At 72.8% G+C, this 16,077-nt stretch carries 14 protein-coding genes; 8 read left to right on the top strand and 6 right to left on the bottom strand.

Annotation, left to right across the window (positions count from 1 at the left end; translation table 11 throughout):
• Positions 1 to 57: 57 nt before the first annotated feature.
• From lipB to VF746_26790, 3 genes are all read left to right on the top strand, one after another.
• Positions 58 to 774 (top strand): lipoyl(octanoyl) transferase LipB, encoded by a 717-nt coding sequence (gene lipB / locus VF746_26800; protein HEX8696054.1) that lies wholly within the window; start codon positions 58 to 60, stop codon positions 772 to 774.
• A gap of 138 nt (positions 775 to 912) precedes the next feature.
• A complete protein-coding gene (locus VF746_26795; GenBank protein HEX8696053.1) occupies positions 913 to 1,101 on the top strand; it encodes a hypothetical protein in 189 nt (62 codons plus the stop codon).
• Complete coding sequence (locus tag VF746_26790; protein ID HEX8696052.1) at positions 1,098 to 1,520, top strand: hypothetical protein; 423 nt, start codon at positions 1,098 to 1,100, stop codon at positions 1,518 to 1,520. The genes VF746_26795 and VF746_26790 overlap by 4 nt, the downstream gene beginning before the upstream one ends.
• Positions 1,521 to 1,526: 6 nt before the next feature.
• Here VF746_26790 and VF746_26785 read toward each other — a convergent pair whose 3' ends face one another.
• Together VF746_26785 and VF746_26780 are read right to left on the bottom strand one after the other, a co-directional pair.
• Entirely contained in the window at positions 1,527 to 4,340 is a 2,814-nt protein-coding gene (locus VF746_26785) for a PAS domain S-box protein (protein ID HEX8696051.1), read from the bottom strand.
• 209 nt (positions 4,341 to 4,549) lie between these two features.
• A complete protein-coding gene (locus VF746_26780; GenBank protein ID HEX8696050.1) occupies positions 4,550 to 5,917 on the bottom strand; it encodes a YhjD/YihY/BrkB family envelope integrity protein in 1,368 nt (455 codons plus the stop codon).
• Positions 5,918 to 6,056: 139 nt separating this feature from the next.
• On the opposite strand from VF746_26780, the gene VF746_26775 reads away from it, so the two are divergent.
• Positions 6,057 to 6,524, top strand: a complete 468-nt coding sequence (locus tag VF746_26775) for an NUDIX domain-containing protein (GenBank protein ID HEX8696049.1) — start codon at positions 6,057 to 6,059, stop codon at positions 6,522 to 6,524.
• 244 nt (positions 6,525 to 6,768) lie between these two features.
• Here VF746_26775 and VF746_26770 read toward each other — a convergent pair whose 3' ends face one another.
• From VF746_26770 to VF746_26760, 3 genes are all read right to left on the bottom strand, one after another.
• The gene (locus VF746_26770) at positions 6,769 to 8,001 is read right to left on the bottom strand and encodes a hypothetical protein (GenBank protein HEX8696048.1); all 1,233 of its coding nucleotides are present in this window, start codon (positions 7,999 to 8,001) and stop codon (positions 6,769 to 6,771) included.
• 454 nt (positions 8,002 to 8,455) lie between these two features.
• Positions 8,456 to 9,727 carry an ATP-binding protein gene (locus VF746_26765; protein ID HEX8696047.1) on the bottom strand — a complete coding sequence of 424 codons (1,272 nt, stop codon included), beginning with the start codon at positions 9,725 to 9,727 and terminating at the stop codon, positions 8,456 to 8,458.
• Entirely contained in the window at positions 9,724 to 10,407 is a 684-nt protein-coding gene (locus VF746_26760) for a response regulator transcription factor (protein HEX8696046.1), read from the bottom strand. The genes VF746_26765 and VF746_26760 overlap by 4 nt, the downstream gene beginning before the upstream one ends.
• A gap of 217 nt (positions 10,408 to 10,624) precedes the next feature.
• On the opposite strand from VF746_26760, the gene VF746_26755 reads away from it, so the two are divergent.
• Complete coding sequence (locus VF746_26755; GenBank protein ID HEX8696045.1) at positions 10,625 to 12,097, top strand: trypsin-like peptidase domain-containing protein; 1,473 nt, start codon at positions 10,625 to 10,627, stop codon at positions 12,095 to 12,097.
• 454 nt (positions 12,098 to 12,551) lie between these two features.
• Positions 12,552 to 13,409 carry a deoxyribonuclease IV gene (locus VF746_26750; GenBank protein ID HEX8696044.1) on the top strand — a complete coding sequence of 286 codons (858 nt, stop codon included), beginning with the start codon at positions 12,552 to 12,554 and terminating at the stop codon, positions 13,407 to 13,409.
• Between the two features lie 113 nt (positions 13,410 to 13,522).
• Here the strand turns inward: VF746_26750 and VF746_26745 are convergent, their stop codons facing one another.
• Positions 13,523 to 13,738, bottom strand: coding sequence for a hypothetical protein (locus tag VF746_26745; protein ID HEX8696043.1), 216 nt, complete (start codon positions 13,736 to 13,738; stop codon positions 13,523 to 13,525).
• Between the two features lie 238 nt (positions 13,739 to 13,976).
• On the opposite strand from VF746_26745, the gene VF746_26740 reads away from it, so the two are divergent.
• On the top strand, positions 13,977 to 14,327 hold the full coding sequence (locus VF746_26740) for a hypothetical protein (GenBank protein ID HEX8696042.1): 351 nt from the start codon (positions 13,977 to 13,979) through the stop codon (positions 14,325 to 14,327).
• Between the two features lie 160 nt (positions 14,328 to 14,487).
• Positions 14,488 to 15,747: a hypothetical protein gene (locus VF746_26735; GenBank protein ID HEX8696041.1), complete on the top strand. Its 1,260-nt coding sequence runs from the start codon at positions 14,488 to 14,490 to the stop codon at positions 15,745 to 15,747.
• The last annotated feature ends 330 nt before the right edge of the window (positions 15,748 to 16,077 follow it).

Genomic DNA, 16,077 nt, shown 5'->3' with positions numbered 1-16,077 from the left:
GGCCCGGCATCGACCGCCGGCCTCCCGGAGCCACGTCGCGGATCGGGTGTAAGCGAGATGCGCGACGAGCCGGTGCAGGGAAACGCGAAGGCGTGGAGCATGTCGATCGAGACCGTCACCGACCGCCGCCCCCTCGAAGTCCGCCGCCTGGGGCTCGTCCCCTACGGCGAGGCGCTGGCCGTCCAGGAAGACCTGGTGCGGCGCCGGCGCGCGGGCGAGGCGCCCGACACGCTGCTGCTGCAGCAGCACCCGCACGTGATCACGCTGGGCAGCGGCGCCCACGCCGAGAACGTGCTGGTTACCCCCGAGCAGCGCGCCCGGCGCGGGATCGAGCTGTTCGAGACCGGGCGCGGCGGCGACGTCACCTACCACGGCCCCGGCCAGCTCGTCGGCTACCCGATCCTCGACCTCAAGCCCGACCGCTGCGACCTGCACCGCTACCTGCGCGACCTGGAGGAGGTGCTCATCGCCGTCCTGGCCGAGTACGGGCTGGAGGGCGGGCGCAAGGAGGGGCTCACCGGCGTGTGGGTGGCCGACCGCAAGCTCGCCGCCATCGGGGTGCGCGTCTCGTCGGGGTGGATCACCAGCCACGGCTTCGCGCTGAACGTCGAAACCGACCTCTCCTTCTTCGGCGCCATCGTCCCCTGCGGCATCCGCGACCACGGCGTGGGCTCGATCGCGGAAGAGCTCGGCCGCCCCGTCCCCATGCGCGAGGTGGAAGACGCCGTCGTGCGCGCCATGGAGCGCACCTTCGGCTACGCCGCCCCGGGCTGAAGCTCCCCGCGGGCTCGGCCTCGCCCTCTCTTCGTGCCGCTCCTTAGCGGCCCTGCCTGGAGTCTTGACTTCGGTTCGTCCACAGCGTACACTATTCTTCGAATTCTGTTCGGTGTACCCTGCACACGGAGCCGAGCCATGACCCTGACCGTCCCCGACGTCCCCGAAGACCTGCTCGAAGAGCTCGAGGAGTTCGCCAGCGTCAGCCGCACCAGCCTGCGCACCGCGGCGGTGCTGCTCCTGCTGAACGGCCTCACCAGCTCGCGCGGAAGGCTCAGGGGGATCGCCGACCCGGGCGCCGCGCTCGTCCTGGCGGAGGACGCGTGATCGTCGTCGACTCCGACCTGATGGCGGGGCTCTGCGTCCCGGGGCTGGACCCCGCGCTCGCGCGGCGCCTGCGCGCCCGCGAGCCCCGCTGGGCCATGCCGCGCGTGTGGCGGGCGCGCTTCCGCGACGTCGTGGCCGCGCTGGTGCGCGCCGGCCGGCTGCCGCTGGACGAGGCGGTGAAGCTGGAGGGGATCGCCGCCTCGGCCCTGCACACGAGCGACGTGGAGTCGTCGGGGAAGGTGGTGCTCCGGCTGGTGGTCGAGTCGGGGTGCCCGGCCGAGCTGTGCGAGTTCGTCTGGCTGGCGCGGGCCCTCGACGTGCCGCTGGTCACCACGCTGCCGGCGCTGCTGGCCGCCTTCCCGGGCACGGCGGTCGAGCCCGAGGCGTTCCTGTCCGGCGCGCCGGCGGCCGCGGGGTGAGCGGGATCACTCCGGGGCGGGGCCCTCGGCGGCGGGGGCGGCGGCCGGCTCGTCGAGCGCGCGGCGCACCCGCTCGGCGAGGGCCTCGGCGGTGAAGGGCTTCTCCAGGAAGCCGATGCCGGGGTCCAGCACCCCGTGCCGCTGCACCGCCTCCTCGGTGTAGCCCGAGACGTAGAGGACGCGTAAGCCCGGGCGCGCGGCCAGGAGGCGCGCCGCCAGGTCGCGCCCGCCCAGGCGCGGCATCACCACGTCGGTCACCAGCAGGTGGATCGGCCCGCGGTGCGCCCCGGCCACCCGGAGCGCCTCCTCGCCGTCGGCCGCCTCCAGCACGGTGTAGCCGCTCCGCTGCAGCACCCGCCTGGCCAGCCGGCGCACCGTCTCCTCGTCCTCGGCCAGGAGCACCGTCTCGGCGCCGCGGGTGGGGGCGGCGGCGCCGGGCCCGGAGGCGGCCTCCTCGGCGGGGGCCTCCACCGGGGGGAGGTAGATGCGGAAGGTGGTGCCGTTCTCGGGCTCCGAGTACACCCAGATGTAGCCGCCGCTCTGCTTGACGATGCCGTACACCGTCGAGAGCCCCAGCCCCGTGCCGCGCGGCTTGGTGGTGAAGAACGGCTCGAAGACGCGCTCCTGCGTCTCGCGGTCCATCCCGTGGCCGGTGTCGGTCACCGCCAGCAGCACGTAGCTGCCGGGGACCACGTACGGGTAGGTGCGCTTCAGCTCCTCGTCGAGCCGGGCGTTGCGCGTCTCCACGATCAGCCGGCCGCCCGACGGCATGGCGTCGCGGGCGTTCACCGCCAGGTTCAGCAGCACCTGCTCCAGCTGCCCCGGGTCGGCGCGCACGTGGGCCGCCGAGCGCTCCAGCCGGGTGACGAGCTCCACGTCCTCGCCGATCAGCCGGCGCAGCATGCGCTCCATGTCGAGCACCACCGCGTTCAGGTCCAGCACGCGCGGCTGCAGCACCTGCCGGCGGCTGAAGGCCAGCAGCTGGCGGGTGAGCCCGGCGGCCCGCTCGGCGGCGTGGCGGATCTCCTCCACGTCCTCGCGGCGGGCGTCGTCGGGGGGGATGTCGAGCAGGAGGAGCTCGGCGTTGCCGCGGATGGCGGTGAGCAGGTTGTTGAAGTCGTGCGCCACGCCGCCGGCCAGGCGCCCGATGGCGTCGAACTTCTGCGCCTGCAGGAACTGCTGCTGCGACAGGCGCAGCGCCTCCTCGGCCTGCTTGCGCTCGGTGGCGTCGCGCGAGTTCACCACGATCCCCTGCACGTCGGGGTCGTGCAGGAGGCTGGTGGCGATGGTCTCCAGGGTGCGGTAGTCGCCGTCTTTGTGCCGCACGCGGAACTCCGTCCACTGCGGCTCGCCGGGGGCGCGGATGGCGCGGTCGAACCCCTCCAGCGCGGCGGGGACGTCGTCGGGGTGCACGTGCTCGAAGAGGTAGCCGCCCACCAGCTCCCGGGGCTCGTACCCCAGCACCCGCTGCACCGAGGGGCTGGCGAAGCGCACGTCGCCGTCGCCCTCCAGCACGGTGATCACGTCCTGCCCCATCTCGATCAGCGAGCGGAAGTGGCGCTCGCGCCGGCGCAGCGCCTCCTCGCTGGCCCGCCGCTCGGTGATGTCGCGCACGTTGTACACGATCCCGCCCACCGCCGGGTCGTCCAGGAGGTTGCGGGCCGAGAGCTCCACCACCCGCCAGGTGCCGTCGCGGCGGCGCATGCGCAGCTCCGCCTCCTCCGCGCCGCCGGGCGCGGCCAAGAGCCGCTCGAACGCCGCGCGGGCGGCGGGGACGTCGTCGGGGTGGACGGCGCCCAGCACGGGCGTCTTCACCCACTCGCGCGGCGCGTACCCGGTGACGCGCTGCACGGCGGGCGAGGCGTAGCGCAGGGTGCCGTCGGCGTTGCCCACGGCCACGATCTCGGCCGAGGTCTCGATCAGGGCGCGGAAGTAGTCGCCGCTGCGGCGCAGGGCGGCCTCGACCTGCTTGTGGGCGGTGACGTCGCTCACCAGCCCTTCCAGCAGCACGGGCTCGCTCCCGGCGCGCACCGCCACGCCGTGCTCCTCCACCCAGCGCTCGCGCCCGCCGCGCGTCCTCAGCCGGTACTCCACCCGGAAGGCGCGCCCCGCCGCCACGGCCGCCTGCACGGCCTGCCAGACGCGCTCGCGGTCGGCGGGGTGGATGAGCTCGGCCCACGCGACCGCGGCGTTCCCCACCAGGTCGGCGGGGTCCCACCCGGTGAGGTCGCGGCACCCCTCGCTCACCAGCTCCATGGTCCAGAGCCGGTCGTTGCGGCAGCGGTACGCCATCCCGGGGAGGTGGGCCAGGAGCGCGGCCAGCGCGCCGCGGCTCTCGCGCAGCTCCTCGTCCATGCGCCCGCGCTCGATGGCGTGGCGCACGGCGCGCTGCAGGAGCGCGGGCGTCAGCTCCTCCTCGCAGAGCACGTCCGCGGCGCCCGCGCGCAGCGCGTCGGCCGCGGGGGCGGGGTCGTCCGCGCGGGCCACCAGCAGCACCGGCGCGCGGCACCCCGCGTCCGCCGCGGCGCGCGCCAGCTCCACCCCCGTGCGCCCCTCCAGCCGCGCCGGCGCCAGCACGGCGTCGGGCGCGCACGAGGCGGCCGCGCGCACTCCCGCCTCGAAGCCGCCGGCGTGCTCGACCTGGAAGGCGGCGTCGTCGGCCAGCAGGGCGCGGACGGCGGCGGCCGCGTCGCCGCCGCCGACCAGCAGCAGGCGGACGGGGGCCGCGCCCGCGGGCGCCTTCCGCGCGCGCGTCTTCGTCGTTCTCGCCGCCGACCGTATCGGCGCGAGAGAAGCGTCGGGGCTCTTGCGATCCTGCACGGGAGAGAAAAAGCCGGGAGGAAACGAGAGGGGAGAGTGGAAGGCGAAAATACTGGATCCGCCGCGCTACCGCAACCTCCGCCCACGAGAGCGGCGTCTGCCGGGTCCGAAACACGGCTGGCCTCGCACGGAGTCGACGGAGGTGACGGAGAGGATTCTCCGCTGATCCCGCCCCACTCTGCGTGAGAACGTCACTTACGGACGTGATGTCACGCCGTGCGCTCCATCTCGGAGCTGATCTCGCCGCCCAGGAGGATCACCAGCGAGGTGTAGTACATCCACAGCAGGAGCACGATGACGGCGCCCAGCAGGCCGTACGTCTTGCTGTACGAGCCGAAGTTGCCGACGTAGAGCCGGAAGGCGAGCGTGGCCAGCACCCAGAGCCCCGCGGCCACGGCCGCGCTCTTCAGCAGCACGCCCTTGCAGCGGCGCTGGTCGCGGTTGGGGAGCACGTAGTAGATCACCCAGAACGCGCCCACCACCAGCGCGAACGCCAGCGGCCACTGCGCGACGCTCCACGCCAGCTCGCCGGCGGCGCCGAGCCCCAGCGCGCGGGAGAGGGCGGGCCCGGCCAGGAGCGCGGCGCTGCCGGCGGTGAAGAGGACGCCCACGGCGAGCAGCGTCCCCAGCGTCACCAGCCGCTTCTGCGCGAAGCCGCGCTTCTCCGTGATCCCGTAGGCGGCGTTCAGCGCGTCTTCCAACGCGGCGAACACGCTGGAGCCCGACCAGAGCGCCAGCAGCAGGCCCAGCGAGAAGAGGCCCGGGTGCTCGCTGCGCACCACCTCGTCCACGAAGCCCTGCACCAGGCCGCTCGCCTCGCCGGGGAGGTTGCCGCGGAGTTGCCGGGTGAGCCAGTCGGCCGTGGCGTCGCCGCCGAACATCCCCGCCAACCCGAACGCGGCCATCAGCAGCGGCGGGAGGGAGAGGAAGAAGTAGTAGGCCACCTTCGCGGCTTGGCCGGGGATGTCGTCGCGCTTGAGCTCCGTCCACACCCGCTTCCACAGCGGCAGCGAGAGCGGGGGCGATCCGTCGTCGCGCTCAGGGGCCGTTCGAGGCGTGTGATCGGCACGCTCCCGGCGGATGCCAGGCGCCAGGCGCCGGACGCCGCCGTTCCCGCCGCCCCGCGCTCCCCCGGCGGCGAGCGCGGCGCGCAGGCCGGAGGCCTCGCCCCGGGCCCAGTCGCCCGTCTCGCGCAGCGTCTCCAGCGTCTCCCCGGGCGCGAGCGAGGCCCGGCGGGCGCTCCTGGCGCCGCCCACGACCAGGAGGCCGCCGGCCGCCAGGAGCGCGGCGCCGACCAGGAGCGCCGCGAGCCAGTAGCGCCCTCCCATCAGCTCGCCCAGGCCGGCGACCAGCGCCGCCACCAGCACCAGCGCGCCGACGGAGCCGGCGACGGCCCCGGCGGCGATCTTCCCCGCGCTCCCGGCCAGCGCGCGGGCGCCGCGGCCCACCTCGGCGCGGGCCAGCGCGATCTCCTGGCGCACCAGCGCGGCCGCGTCGGCGCCGAGCGAGCGGAGCAGCTCGCCGAGCGGGCGCTCGTCCCCGCCGCCGCGCGGGTCGAGGCGGGTCTCCGGCTCCATGGATGCGGGCGAGAGGGTGGACGGACGTGCTTCACGGCCTGAGAGGCGCGGGGCAAGTTGGATGCCCGTTGCCTGCCAGCGATTCGCGTAGCAGATTTGCCGCGCAAGCCGTTTCCGCTCGCCTGCCGCCGGAGGGTGGATGAGGAGGGTTTCACAGACAGCCGCGGGGATCGTGCTGTACCACGCCCGCGACGGCGAGCGGCGGTACCTGCTCGTCCGCTCGGCGCTCACGCGGCGGCCGATCTGGGAGTTTCCGAAGGGCGGGGTGGAAGCGGGGGAGACCGACGAGGTCGCGGCCGAGCGCGAGCTGCGCGAGGAGGCGGGGCTCAGGGTCGGGGACTACCGCGTGCTCGAAGGCTTCCGCGACGAGGAGCGCTACGTCTTCACCCAGGGGCGGGCCGAGGCGCGCACCCTCATCGTCAAGCGCGTGGTCTACTTCGTCGCCGAGGCCTTCACCGACGCCGTCACCATCAGCCACGAGGCCGAGGACTTCCGCTGGGCCACCTTCGACGAGGCCCTGCGGCTGCTGCGCTTCCCCGGCAAGCGCGCGGTGCTGGAGCGCGCGGAGGCGTTCCTGGCGAAGCGCGCGGAGGTGCCGGCGGCGTGAACGGCAAGTGCGAAGTGCGAGGTGCGAAGTGCGAGATCGCGCGGGTGCGGTCTCGCGCTTTTTTGCATCGGCTTTCGCTCAGGATCTAGATTCGGAATGCCTCACGCAGAGCAGCGGAGTCAGCGGAGAACAGCGCAGGTTTAATCCTGATTGGTGGAGGACGGTGATGCAGACCGGCGGATGATCCACGCCCGGATCATCCGTCGTTCCGGACTTCGTACCTTCGTACTTTCGTACAGGCGCCTCAGGGCACGCGAATGTCTCCTGCGATGGCTCGATCCTGCTGCTGTTGGGCCTTGCGTGATTCCAGGCGCTGCGACATCCACTGGCTGATGTTACGCAGCACGACGGAACTCTCGTAAGGGACACTGTGCAATATCCCCCGCGTTCGGAAAATACGCTCCCGGAGCGTGAGCCCGAGATCGCGTGCCGAGGGACGGACGGGGACGGTCTTGGGGTCGGTGAGCGGGACGTCGTACTGTATGATTCCCAACCACGGATTCGCGCTGATTTCGCCCCGACCGAAGGCGAGGTTGCGCAGCTGCGTGAGCCCGCCGATCACCGGAAGCGCGAAGGCCAGCGCCAGCCAGATGGCGACCAGCGCGAAGCCGAGAAGGGCCCAGCCTATGATCAGGATGTGATATGCCGTGTCGAACCCGAGGACGGCGGCGAGCAAGCCGAGCACGAAGACCATGCCGAGCCCCACGCCGAGCGGCTCCCAGCTGTCGTGGACCGCACCCCATGCTTTGCTCGGAACCTCCGACACACCACTCCCGACGCCGAGTGCCAGCTTTGCTTCATCCCCGGAGAGCTTCACGCAGTAGAACGGAATTCCGCGGAGAACGGGGCACGTGAGTTCGTCTTTCACCCGTGCGTGCAATTGCCGAACTCGTTCGGGGAGAGTCTTTATGAAGAACCTGCGCGAGGCGCGCCAAACATAGATCATCGCCAGCACTCCCAGTATCCCGAGGAGCCAGGATACGGGTTGAACGGCCGGGTGTGCGGAGAGCGATTCGTTTTCCAGTATCAGGGTCAACGGAAACCAGAACACCGAGATCGCCAGCCACGCGAGTGCGATCGGGATGGGCCACTGCAGGAACACCAGGGTGCGCTCGAGTGCACGTGTTTCGTAGCGGAGAAAGGGGGTGGCGAAACAGACCACGCCGGCGATCGCGTGATGCTCCGCTTCCGACAGTTCACGCAGCGCGTACACGGCGACGTTTCCGCCGTGGCTGTGAGCCACGATGAAGTGGACGAGCGCGGGATTCGCGGCGATTTTTTCCCGCAGCCGGCGGGCGAGATCACGGCCGCCCGCAAGGCGCGCCTCGTGCGTGTTCAGCCCGCTCCACTCGAAGGCTTCGAATTGCGTGTCCGCTCCGAGTGCGTCGCCGAGGTACGCGCGCACGCTGGACCCTGGCTGCGTCCACGGCGCGCCTCGCGCGAAGGTTCCGTGGACGAGCGTCACGGCTGTGTCCATCAGCTTCTCCTATCGGGGAGAACGACCGGAATGAGCGGCGCTCTCGCGGCGCGCCGGGCTGGAGATGGGCGCCGACCCCGACCCTCCGCCGCGTTCGGCCGTCTGGCCGGCGTGGAGGGGGCGCCATCGGTGGTTTTGCTGGATGTTGACGATGTGGATCTAGTGGAGCAGCCGGTCGATCGGTGCCGTCGCCGTCACCTCATTGTTGCACGATCTCGCCCCCGCTCTCGAAGCCGTTGTTGCTGGTCAGCACCGTCTGAGGCTGGTCCGTACCAGCGGCTGATCAACTGGAAGAAGAGCATGGCGCCGGAGCGGCTGATCGGCAAGGATTTCGGATCTCGTCCACGATCAGGAGCCATGCGCAGGTCCGCGTCTTGAGCCGCGGCACGAACTTGCCCGCAGTCTGCGCTTCCTCCAGCGAGCGACGGTGCACGCAGTTCCGCACTTTCGCACTTCAGTGCGCCGGCAGCCGCACCGTGAACGTGCTCCCCGCGCCGGGCTGGCTGCGGGCGGTGATCTGGCCGCCGTGCTGGTCCACGATCATGCGGGCGATGGCCAGGCCCAGGCCCGTGCCGCCGCTCTTCTCGCGGGCGGCGTCGGCGCGGTAGAAGCGGTCGAAGACGCGCGGCAGCGCCTCGGGGGCGATGCCGCAGCCGGTGTCGGCGACCGAGACCTCCACCCAGCGCGAGCGCGCCTCCCCGGCGCCGTCGGCGAAGGGCGGCGAGACCTCGCGCGCGGTGATGGTGACGGCGCCGCGCTCGGTGAACTTCACGGCGTTGGAGACCAGGTTCAGGAACAGGCGCCGGAGCGGCCCCGCGGCGCCCGTCGCCGGGAGCGACTCGGGGGCGTCCAGCCGCACCTCCACCGGCTTGCCCATCGCCAGCGCCGCGCCGATGTCCTGCACGTCGCGCAGCACGCTGGCCAGGTCCACCCGCTCCATCACCGGGCCGATGGCCTGGTCGCCGCGCGCCAGCGTCAGCAGGTCCTCCACCAGGTGCAGCATCGTCCCCGTCTCCTCCAGCACCTCCTCCAGCGTCTGGCGCAGCTCGGGCGCGCCGCGCGGGCGGGCGAGCGCCACCTCGGCCGTGCCGCGGATGGCGGTGAGCGGCGTGCGCAGCTCGTGGCTGGCGTCGGCGGTGAAGGCCTTGAGCGCCTCCACCGCCCGCTCCAGGCGCTGCAGCATGCCGTTGAACGACTGCGACAGCTCGCGCAGCTCGGCGGGGTGCTCGGGGACGTCCACCCGCCGCGAGAGCCCGGCGATGCCGATCTCGCGCAGGGCGGCCACCAGGCGGTCGAGGGGCTGCAGGAGCCGGTTGGCCACCGAGAAGCCCACCGCGGCGGCCGAGAGCGCGGTCACCGGGATCAGGAGCAGCGCGATCACCGCGAAGGAGCGCAGCGCCGCCTTCTCCACCTCGCCCGTGCTGGGGACGAAGATCTCCACGATCTCGCCCGTGGCCAGGCGGGTGCGGCGGCGCACGGCCTCCACGTCGCCCGGCCCCGGCTTCACCCGCTCCTCCAGCACGGCCACGCGGGGGATGCCGGGGGGGATGGCGATCTGCTCGGCCGCCAGCGCCGACTGCCGGAGCGACTGCGTGCGGGTGCGGGCCAGCGCGCGCTCCAGGATCAGGTAGGTGGCCGCCGCGAACAGGGTGAGCGCCACCAGCAGGATCGCCGAGTAGCCCACCACGATCTCGCGGCGGAGCGACCACGGCCGCGCGCGCGTCACGGGGCCGGCTCCGGCTGGCGCACCACGTAGCCCACGCCGCGCACCGTCTGGATCAGCTCGCGGTCGCGGTCCTGCAGCTTGTTGCGCAGCGAGTTGATGCACACGTCCACGATGTTGGTGCCGGGGTCGAAGCGGATCCCCCACACGTGCTCCATCAGCGTGGCGCGCGAGAGGGGGCGGTCGACGTTGCGCAGGAGGAACTCCAGCAGCGCGAACTCCTTGGGGGTGAGCTCCACCGCCTCGGCGCCGCGGCGCACCTCGCGCGTGGCGGGGTCCATCTCCAGGTCGCCCGCCCGGAGCAAGGCCGGCGCGCCGGGGCCGCCGGAGCGGCGCAGCAGGGCGCGCAGGCGGGCGGTGAGCTCCGAGAACTCGAACGGCTTGGTCAGGTAGTCGTCGGCCCCCGAGTCCAGCCCCTCCACCTTGTCCTCGGTGCGGTCGCGCGCGGTGAGCAGGAGCACCGGGAGCGCCACGCCCGCCGCGCGCAGGTCGCGCACCAGCTCCAGCCCGCTCCGGCCGGGGATCATCACGTCCACCACGGCGGCGTCGAAGCCCTGCGTGCTGGCCTTCTGGAACGCCTGGTCGCCGTCGGCGGCGGTCTCCACCACGTACCCCTCCTCGCGCAGCCCCTTCTGCAGGAAGCCGGCGATGCGGAGGTTGTCTTCCACGATCAGGATGCGCATCGGCAGAAAGTGCGAGAGTGCGAAAGTGCGTGAGTGCGTTCCGGCGCGACGTCGGATACACCAGAATCGGGGTCGCGGCGCCGGTCCGCCCGAAGATTAAGGGGGGCTAACCGCCGCCTAATCGGGCCTTAATCACAGTCCAGAACGCCGCGGCGCCCAACCGTGTAGTGAGGTGCCGCAACACGCGCAGACGTTCACCCGAACGACATAACTGATCATGAAGCAGACTCTTCGCAAGCTCGCGCTCCCGGGCGTGCTCACCCTGGGGCTGGGCGCGGGCCTCACCCTGGCCGAGGCGGCGCGCGACCCGATCGCCGACGCGGCGGCGCAGCAGGGCGGCGCGGCGGTGCAGGCGCCGGCGTCGGCCCAGGCGCTCTCCTCGGCGTTCCGCCAGGCCAGCCGCTCGGCGCTGCCCGGCGTGGTGTTCATCCAGGTGCAGGCCGCCGGCCGCAACGTCGGCGGCACCCCGTTCGACGAGCTCTTCGGCGGCCGCGGCGGGCGCGTGCCGCCGCGCCAGGGCTCGGGCTCGGGGTTCGTCATCCGCCCCGACGGCTACGTGGTCACCAACAACCACGTGGTCGAGGGTGCCAGCGAGGTGAAGGTGGTGCTCTCGGACAAGCGCGAGTTCGAGGCGCGCGTGGTGGGGCGCGACCCCAACACCGACATCGCGGTGCTCAAGATCGACGCGCGCGACCTTCCCACCCTCCCGCTGGGCGACAGCGACGCGCTGGAGACGGGCGACTGGGTGCTGGCGCTGGGCTACCCGCTGCAGCTGGGGCAGACCACCACGGCGGGGATCGTGAGCGCCAAGGGGCGCAGCATCGGGATCATGGAGCGCAACGCCAGCGCCACCGCGCCGCTGGAGCACTACATCCAGACCGACGCGGCCATCAACCCCGGCAACTCGGGCGGGCCGCTGGTGGACCTGCAGGGGCGCGTGGTGGGCGTCAACAGCGCCATCGCCTCGCCCACCGGCTTCTACTCGGGGTACGGGTTCGCCGTGCCGATCAACCTGGCCAGGCGCGTGGTGGACGACCTGGTGAAGGACGGCGTGGTGCACCGCCCGATGATGGGGATCGAGATCCGCGACGTGGGCACCGCCGACGCCGAGGTCTTCCGCCTTCCCTCGCCCACGGGCGTGGTGGTGGCGGGCGAGCCCAGGGGCGCCGCTCGCGAGGCGGGGCTCAAGCTGGGCGACGTGATCGTGGCCATCGACGGCCAGCCGGTGCGCGACCAGGGCGAGCTGATGGAGATGGTGATGCGCAAGACCCCGGGCGACCGGGTGGCGGTGGACTACGTGCGCTACGGCGACCGGCGCCAGGCCACCGTGCGCCTGACGGAGATGGACACCCGCTCGGCGGCGGTGGAGGAGCGGGGCCGGGCCGAGCCCGCCGAGTCTGCCGAGGGCCGCGTGGGCTTCAGCGCCACGGAGATGACGCCGCAGATCGCGCGGGAGATCCGCTCGACCCGCGCCGACGGCGTGGTGGTGGACGGGGTGGACCCCTCGGGCCCGGCCGCCGGGCAGCTGGCCGTGGGGCTGGTGATTGAGCGCTTCAACGGCCGCGAGATCGGGAGCGTGGCCGACCTGCGCCGGGCCGTGGACGAGCTCCGCCCCGGCCAGGTGGTCTCGATCCTGGCGCGCCGCCCCGACGGCTCGCAGACGATCGTGAACTTCCGGGCCCGGAACTGAAGTGCGTGAGTGCGGAAGTGCGTGAGTGCGTAACTACAAACTTCTTTTGGTGAGGGGGAAGGATGTACGAAACACTCACGCCTTCCGCACCACGCGGAACCATCCTGGCGAGCGGGGCTGAGCCTCCGCTCGCCGGGCCTTCCGCAGAGACGCCCGCACCGGGTCCGTCTCCCGAGGGATGAGGTGGGCAGCCGATGCAACCTCGGAGCCCGTTCGGACGTCCAAGGTACAGGAAGACCCAACCTCCTTATCGGTGCGGTGCGCCAGGCGCATCGCTGCGGGATAGATGAGAAGCGGGCCGGGGGGATCACCCCTCGGCCCGCTCCACTTTCGCACTTTCGCACTCACGCACTCACGCACTCACGCACTCACGCACTCCCCCGTTGACACCCCCGTCCGCTCCGTCTACTCTACTCACTTCCCCCGCCGCCCACCTCGTCACCGGGAAACCGACGTGCTGCTGGGAGCCCACGTCTCCACCGCCGGCGGCTGCCGCAACGCCCCGGCGCGCGCCGCCGAGATCGGCGCCACCGCCATCCAGATCTTCACCAAGCAGCCCAACCGCTGGGCCGAGGTGACGCTCTCCGACGAGGAGTGCGACCTGTACCGCGGCGGGCTGCACACGCACGGCGTCTCGTACGCCAACGCGCACGACAGCTACCTGATCAACCTGGCCTCGCCCGACCCCGTGCTGCGCGACCGCTCGCTGGCCGCGTTCCGGGCCGAGCTGCTCCGCGCCGAGCGGCTGGGACTGGACGCGCTGGTCACGCACCCCGGCAACGCCACCGACGGCGACCTGGCGCGCGGCCTGGCGCAGAACGCGGCGCTCGTCGAGCAGGCGCTGGAGGAGGTCGGGGGGACGGTGATGGTGCTGCTGGAGACCACCGCCGGCTCGGGGAAGGTGATCGGCGCGCGCTTCGAGGAGCTGGCGGAGATGATCGAGCGCGTCTCGCCCGCGAACCGCCACCGGGTCGGCGTCTGCCTGGACACCTGCCACGTCTGGGCGGCGGGCTACGACCTGGTGGGCGACTACGAGGGCGTCTTCGCGCGGCTGGGCGACGTGATCGGGCTCGACCGGCTGAAGCTCTTCCACCTGAACGACTCGGTGGCGCCCTTCGCCAGCCGTCGCGACCGCCACGCGGCGATCGGCGAGGGGACGCTGGGCGAGGAGCCCTTCCGCCGGCTGATGACCGACGAGCGCTTCGCCGCGACGCCTAAGGTCATCGAGACGCCCAAGGAGGGCGACGACCCCAAGGACCTGGTCACCCTCGACCGGCGCAACCTGGCGAAGCTGCGGTCGTTCGTCGGGTGAGTACGGGAGTACGAAAGTACGGGAGTACGGGAGTACGAAGGGCGGAAGCGGGCGCGCCGGTGTCGGAAGTGACGCCGGCGCGCTCGATTCCATGCGTCGGGCGGAAGCTCCGCTCAGCGGCTCGGCAGGCAGCAGATGCAGATCCCGCGGTGGATTTCCTGCCCGCCCGCGGCGCCGCACTGGAAGGTGCAGATCCGGTCGTCGCAGCGGGGAGCGGCGGCGGCGTCTTCTCCCGGCGCCGCCAGCGCCTGCGCCGCGCCGAAGCCCAGGCCGCCGGCCACCGCCAGGCCGAGCGCCAGCTTCCTCCAGGTCGTTCCGAAGCGCTTCATCCCGCCACCTCCTCCGAATTCCGCGTTCACCGCCCCGGCGGCGCACTGCGCGCGGCCGGGCGGGGAGCCCGGCGCAACAGTCGCGCCCGAGGACAAGCCGTGGAGTACGCGTCGGGGTGACCGGTTCGACGTCGGTCTGGCCCCGCCGGGCGTACTCTCGTACTTTCGTACTCCCGTACTTTCGTACTGCGTACTGAAGTCGGAACCACCGTCCCCGGAGAGGGTACGCCGTCCCGCCATGCGAACCCCGTCCGTTTTCCCGGTCCCGCGCCGCGTCGCCCTGCTGCTGGCGGCGCTGCTGCACCTGCTCGGTGTGGCGGCGGGGCCGGCGCTGCACGGGTGGACGCGGCCCGACCCCCACCTGCCCGGGTGGTCGTCGGACCGCGAAGACGCGCCGCTGGCCGCGCACGACGAGCTCACGTGCGTCATCTGCCAGGCCGGCAGCGGCCCGGCGCTCCCCGCGCCGGCCGACGTTCCCTTCGTGCGCGAGGCGCCTCACACCGCGCCCGTTCCCGCTTCCGCTCCCCTCCGCGCCACGCCGGGCCTGGCCCGGACGCAGGCGCGCGCCCCGCCCGTCTCCCTCGTCTGACCCAGCGCCCGCGGCCCCCTGACCGGGTCCGCAGGGCACGCCGCGCCTCCGCCGTTCTCCCGCGTCCGCAGTTTCGCGGGGGCGCGGGGCTCCATGCGTGGCGCAACCGAGGACGCGCGCCCCACTCCGGCGGCGCGCGAGACAGACGAGGCGCATCGACATGCGAATACCGATCTGCATGATCGCGCTCCTGGCGGCCGGCGCCACCGCGGCGGCCGCCCAGCGCGACACCATACCCGCGCGCCCCACCCCCGCGGACTCGGCCGCCGCCGACTCGGCGGCCATCGTCCGCGAGCTGGAGGGGATGCAGCGGCGCGACACCATCCCCGGCGCCGTGGTGGGCGGCGGGCCCGCCGCCCGGCTGCTGCCGGACATCAGCGTGGTGGGCGACCTGGCGGCCGACCTCTCGCCCGAGGGGAGCACGCAGGAGACCGGCGACCGCTTCGCCGTCCGCGAGATCGAGGTGGCGTTCCAGGCCGCGGTGGACCCGTACTTCCGCGGCGACGTGTTCCTGGGCTTCTCCGACGCGGAGGGCGTGGCCGTCGAGCAGGCGTACCTCACCGCCACCAGCCTCCCCTGGGGGCTGGAGGCGCGGCTGGGGCGCTTCCTGATGCCGTTCGGGAAGCAGAACACCACGCACCGGCACGACCTGCACACGGTCGAGTACCCGTGGGTGATCCAGCGCTTCCTGGGCGAGGAGGGGCTCAAGGGCACCGGCGTGTGGGCCAGCCGCGTCTTCGCGCCCTTCGGCTTCTACCAGGAGCTGCTGGTGAACGCGGTGGACCGGCTGGGCGAGCCGGTGGAGGGGCTGGCGACGGCGGAGCCGACGAACAAGAAGCTGGGCGGGCTGGGCTACCTGGCGCGGCTGCGCAACTACGTGGACCTGTCGCAGGCCAGCAACATGGAGCTCTCCTTCAGCGCCATGACGGGCAAGCGCGCCCAGCCGGTCGACGTGCCGGAGACGGACGAGGTCAACGCCTTCGCCCAGCGGCAGACCACGCTGGGGGCCGACTTCACCTTCCGCTGGCGGCCGCTGCAGCAGGGGCTCTACCGCTCGCTGATCGTGCAGGGCGAGGTGATGCACCAGATCAACCACGACCCGGGCGAGGCGGTGGAGCTGCCCGACGGGACGGTGGACTTCCTGGGCCCGCGCCGCGACTTCACCGGCGCGTACGGCTTCGCGCGCTACCAGGTCTCGCAGCGCACCTTCCTGGGCGCGCGCTTCGACTGGGTGCAGGACCCCGAGGCCGACGGCGAGGCGCTCACGGCGGGCTCGGGCTACCTGGAGTTCTTCCCCAGCGAGTTCAGCAAGCTGGTGGCGGCGTTCGAGCGCCTCTCGCCCGGCGGCGGCGACGCGGTGAACCGCATCATCCTGCAGGCGACGTTCGCGCTGGGGCCGCACAAGCCGCACCCGTTCTGAGGCGGGATGCCCGTGGGGAGAGGGTCGCGCGGGAAGCGGCTCCGGTGCCGCCGCGGGGGCCCTCACCCGCCGCCTTGGAGCGGCAACCCTCTCCCAACTTCGGGAGAGGGTGGACTTTACGGGCCGGTGCGGGGTTGTGCCGGCTGTTCCCCGTAGCCCGCTTCCTGTCCCTGCAGTTGCGTGAGGGATGCGCGCCCGGAGGGCCGGGACACCGGCGCGCGGGAGCGGAAGCCGGGGGAGCGGGAAGATGGTGGGCGCGCCGGGGGCCCGGCGCCGTTGGGCACAGCTGTATCGTGCCCTACGGCGCGCGCAGCCCGGCCCGGAGCGCAG

Origin of the sequence: Longimicrobium sp. (genome assembly GCA_036389795.1) — a bacterium.
Classification (GTDB): Bacteria; Gemmatimonadota; Gemmatimonadetes; order Longimicrobiales; family Longimicrobiaceae; genus Longimicrobium.
This window is presented reverse-complemented; position numbering and strand designations above follow the sequence as displayed.

Bases quoted from the DNA above. Each gene is read 5' to 3' on its own strand.
- lipB (HEX8696054.1), top strand. From the start codon at position 58: ATGCGCGACGAGCCGGTGCAGGGAAACGCGAAGGCGTGGAGCATGTCG.
- VF746_26795 (HEX8696053.1), top strand. From the start codon at position 913: ATGACCCTGACCGTCCCCGACGTCCCCGAAGACCTGCTCGAAGAGCTC.
- VF746_26780 (HEX8696050.1), bottom strand. From the start codon at position 5,917: ATGGAGCCGGAGACCCGCCTCGACCCGCGCGGCGGCGGGGACGAGCGC.
- VF746_26775 (HEX8696049.1), top strand. From the start codon at position 6,057: ATGAGGAGGGTTTCACAGACAGCCGCGGGGATCGTGCTGTACCACGCC.
- VF746_26770 (HEX8696048.1), bottom strand. From the start codon at position 8,001: ATGGACACAGCCGTGACGCTCGTCCACGGAACCTTCGCGCGAGGCGCG.
- VF746_26760 (HEX8696046.1), bottom strand. From the start codon at position 10,407: ATGCGCATCCTGATCGTGGAAGACAACCTCCGCATCGCCGGCTTCCTG.
- VF746_26755 (HEX8696045.1), top strand. From the start codon at position 10,625: ATGAAGCAGACTCTTCGCAAGCTCGCGCTCCCGGGCGTGCTCACCCTG.
- VF746_26745 (HEX8696043.1), bottom strand. From the start codon at position 13,738: ATGAAGCGCTTCGGAACGACCTGGAGGAAGCTGGCGCTCGGCCTGGCG.
- VF746_26740 (HEX8696042.1), top strand. From the start codon at position 13,977: ATGCGAACCCCGTCCGTTTTCCCGGTCCCGCGCCGCGTCGCCCTGCTG.
- VF746_26735 (HEX8696041.1), top strand. From the start codon at position 14,488: ATGCGAATACCGATCTGCATGATCGCGCTCCTGGCGGCCGGCGCCACC.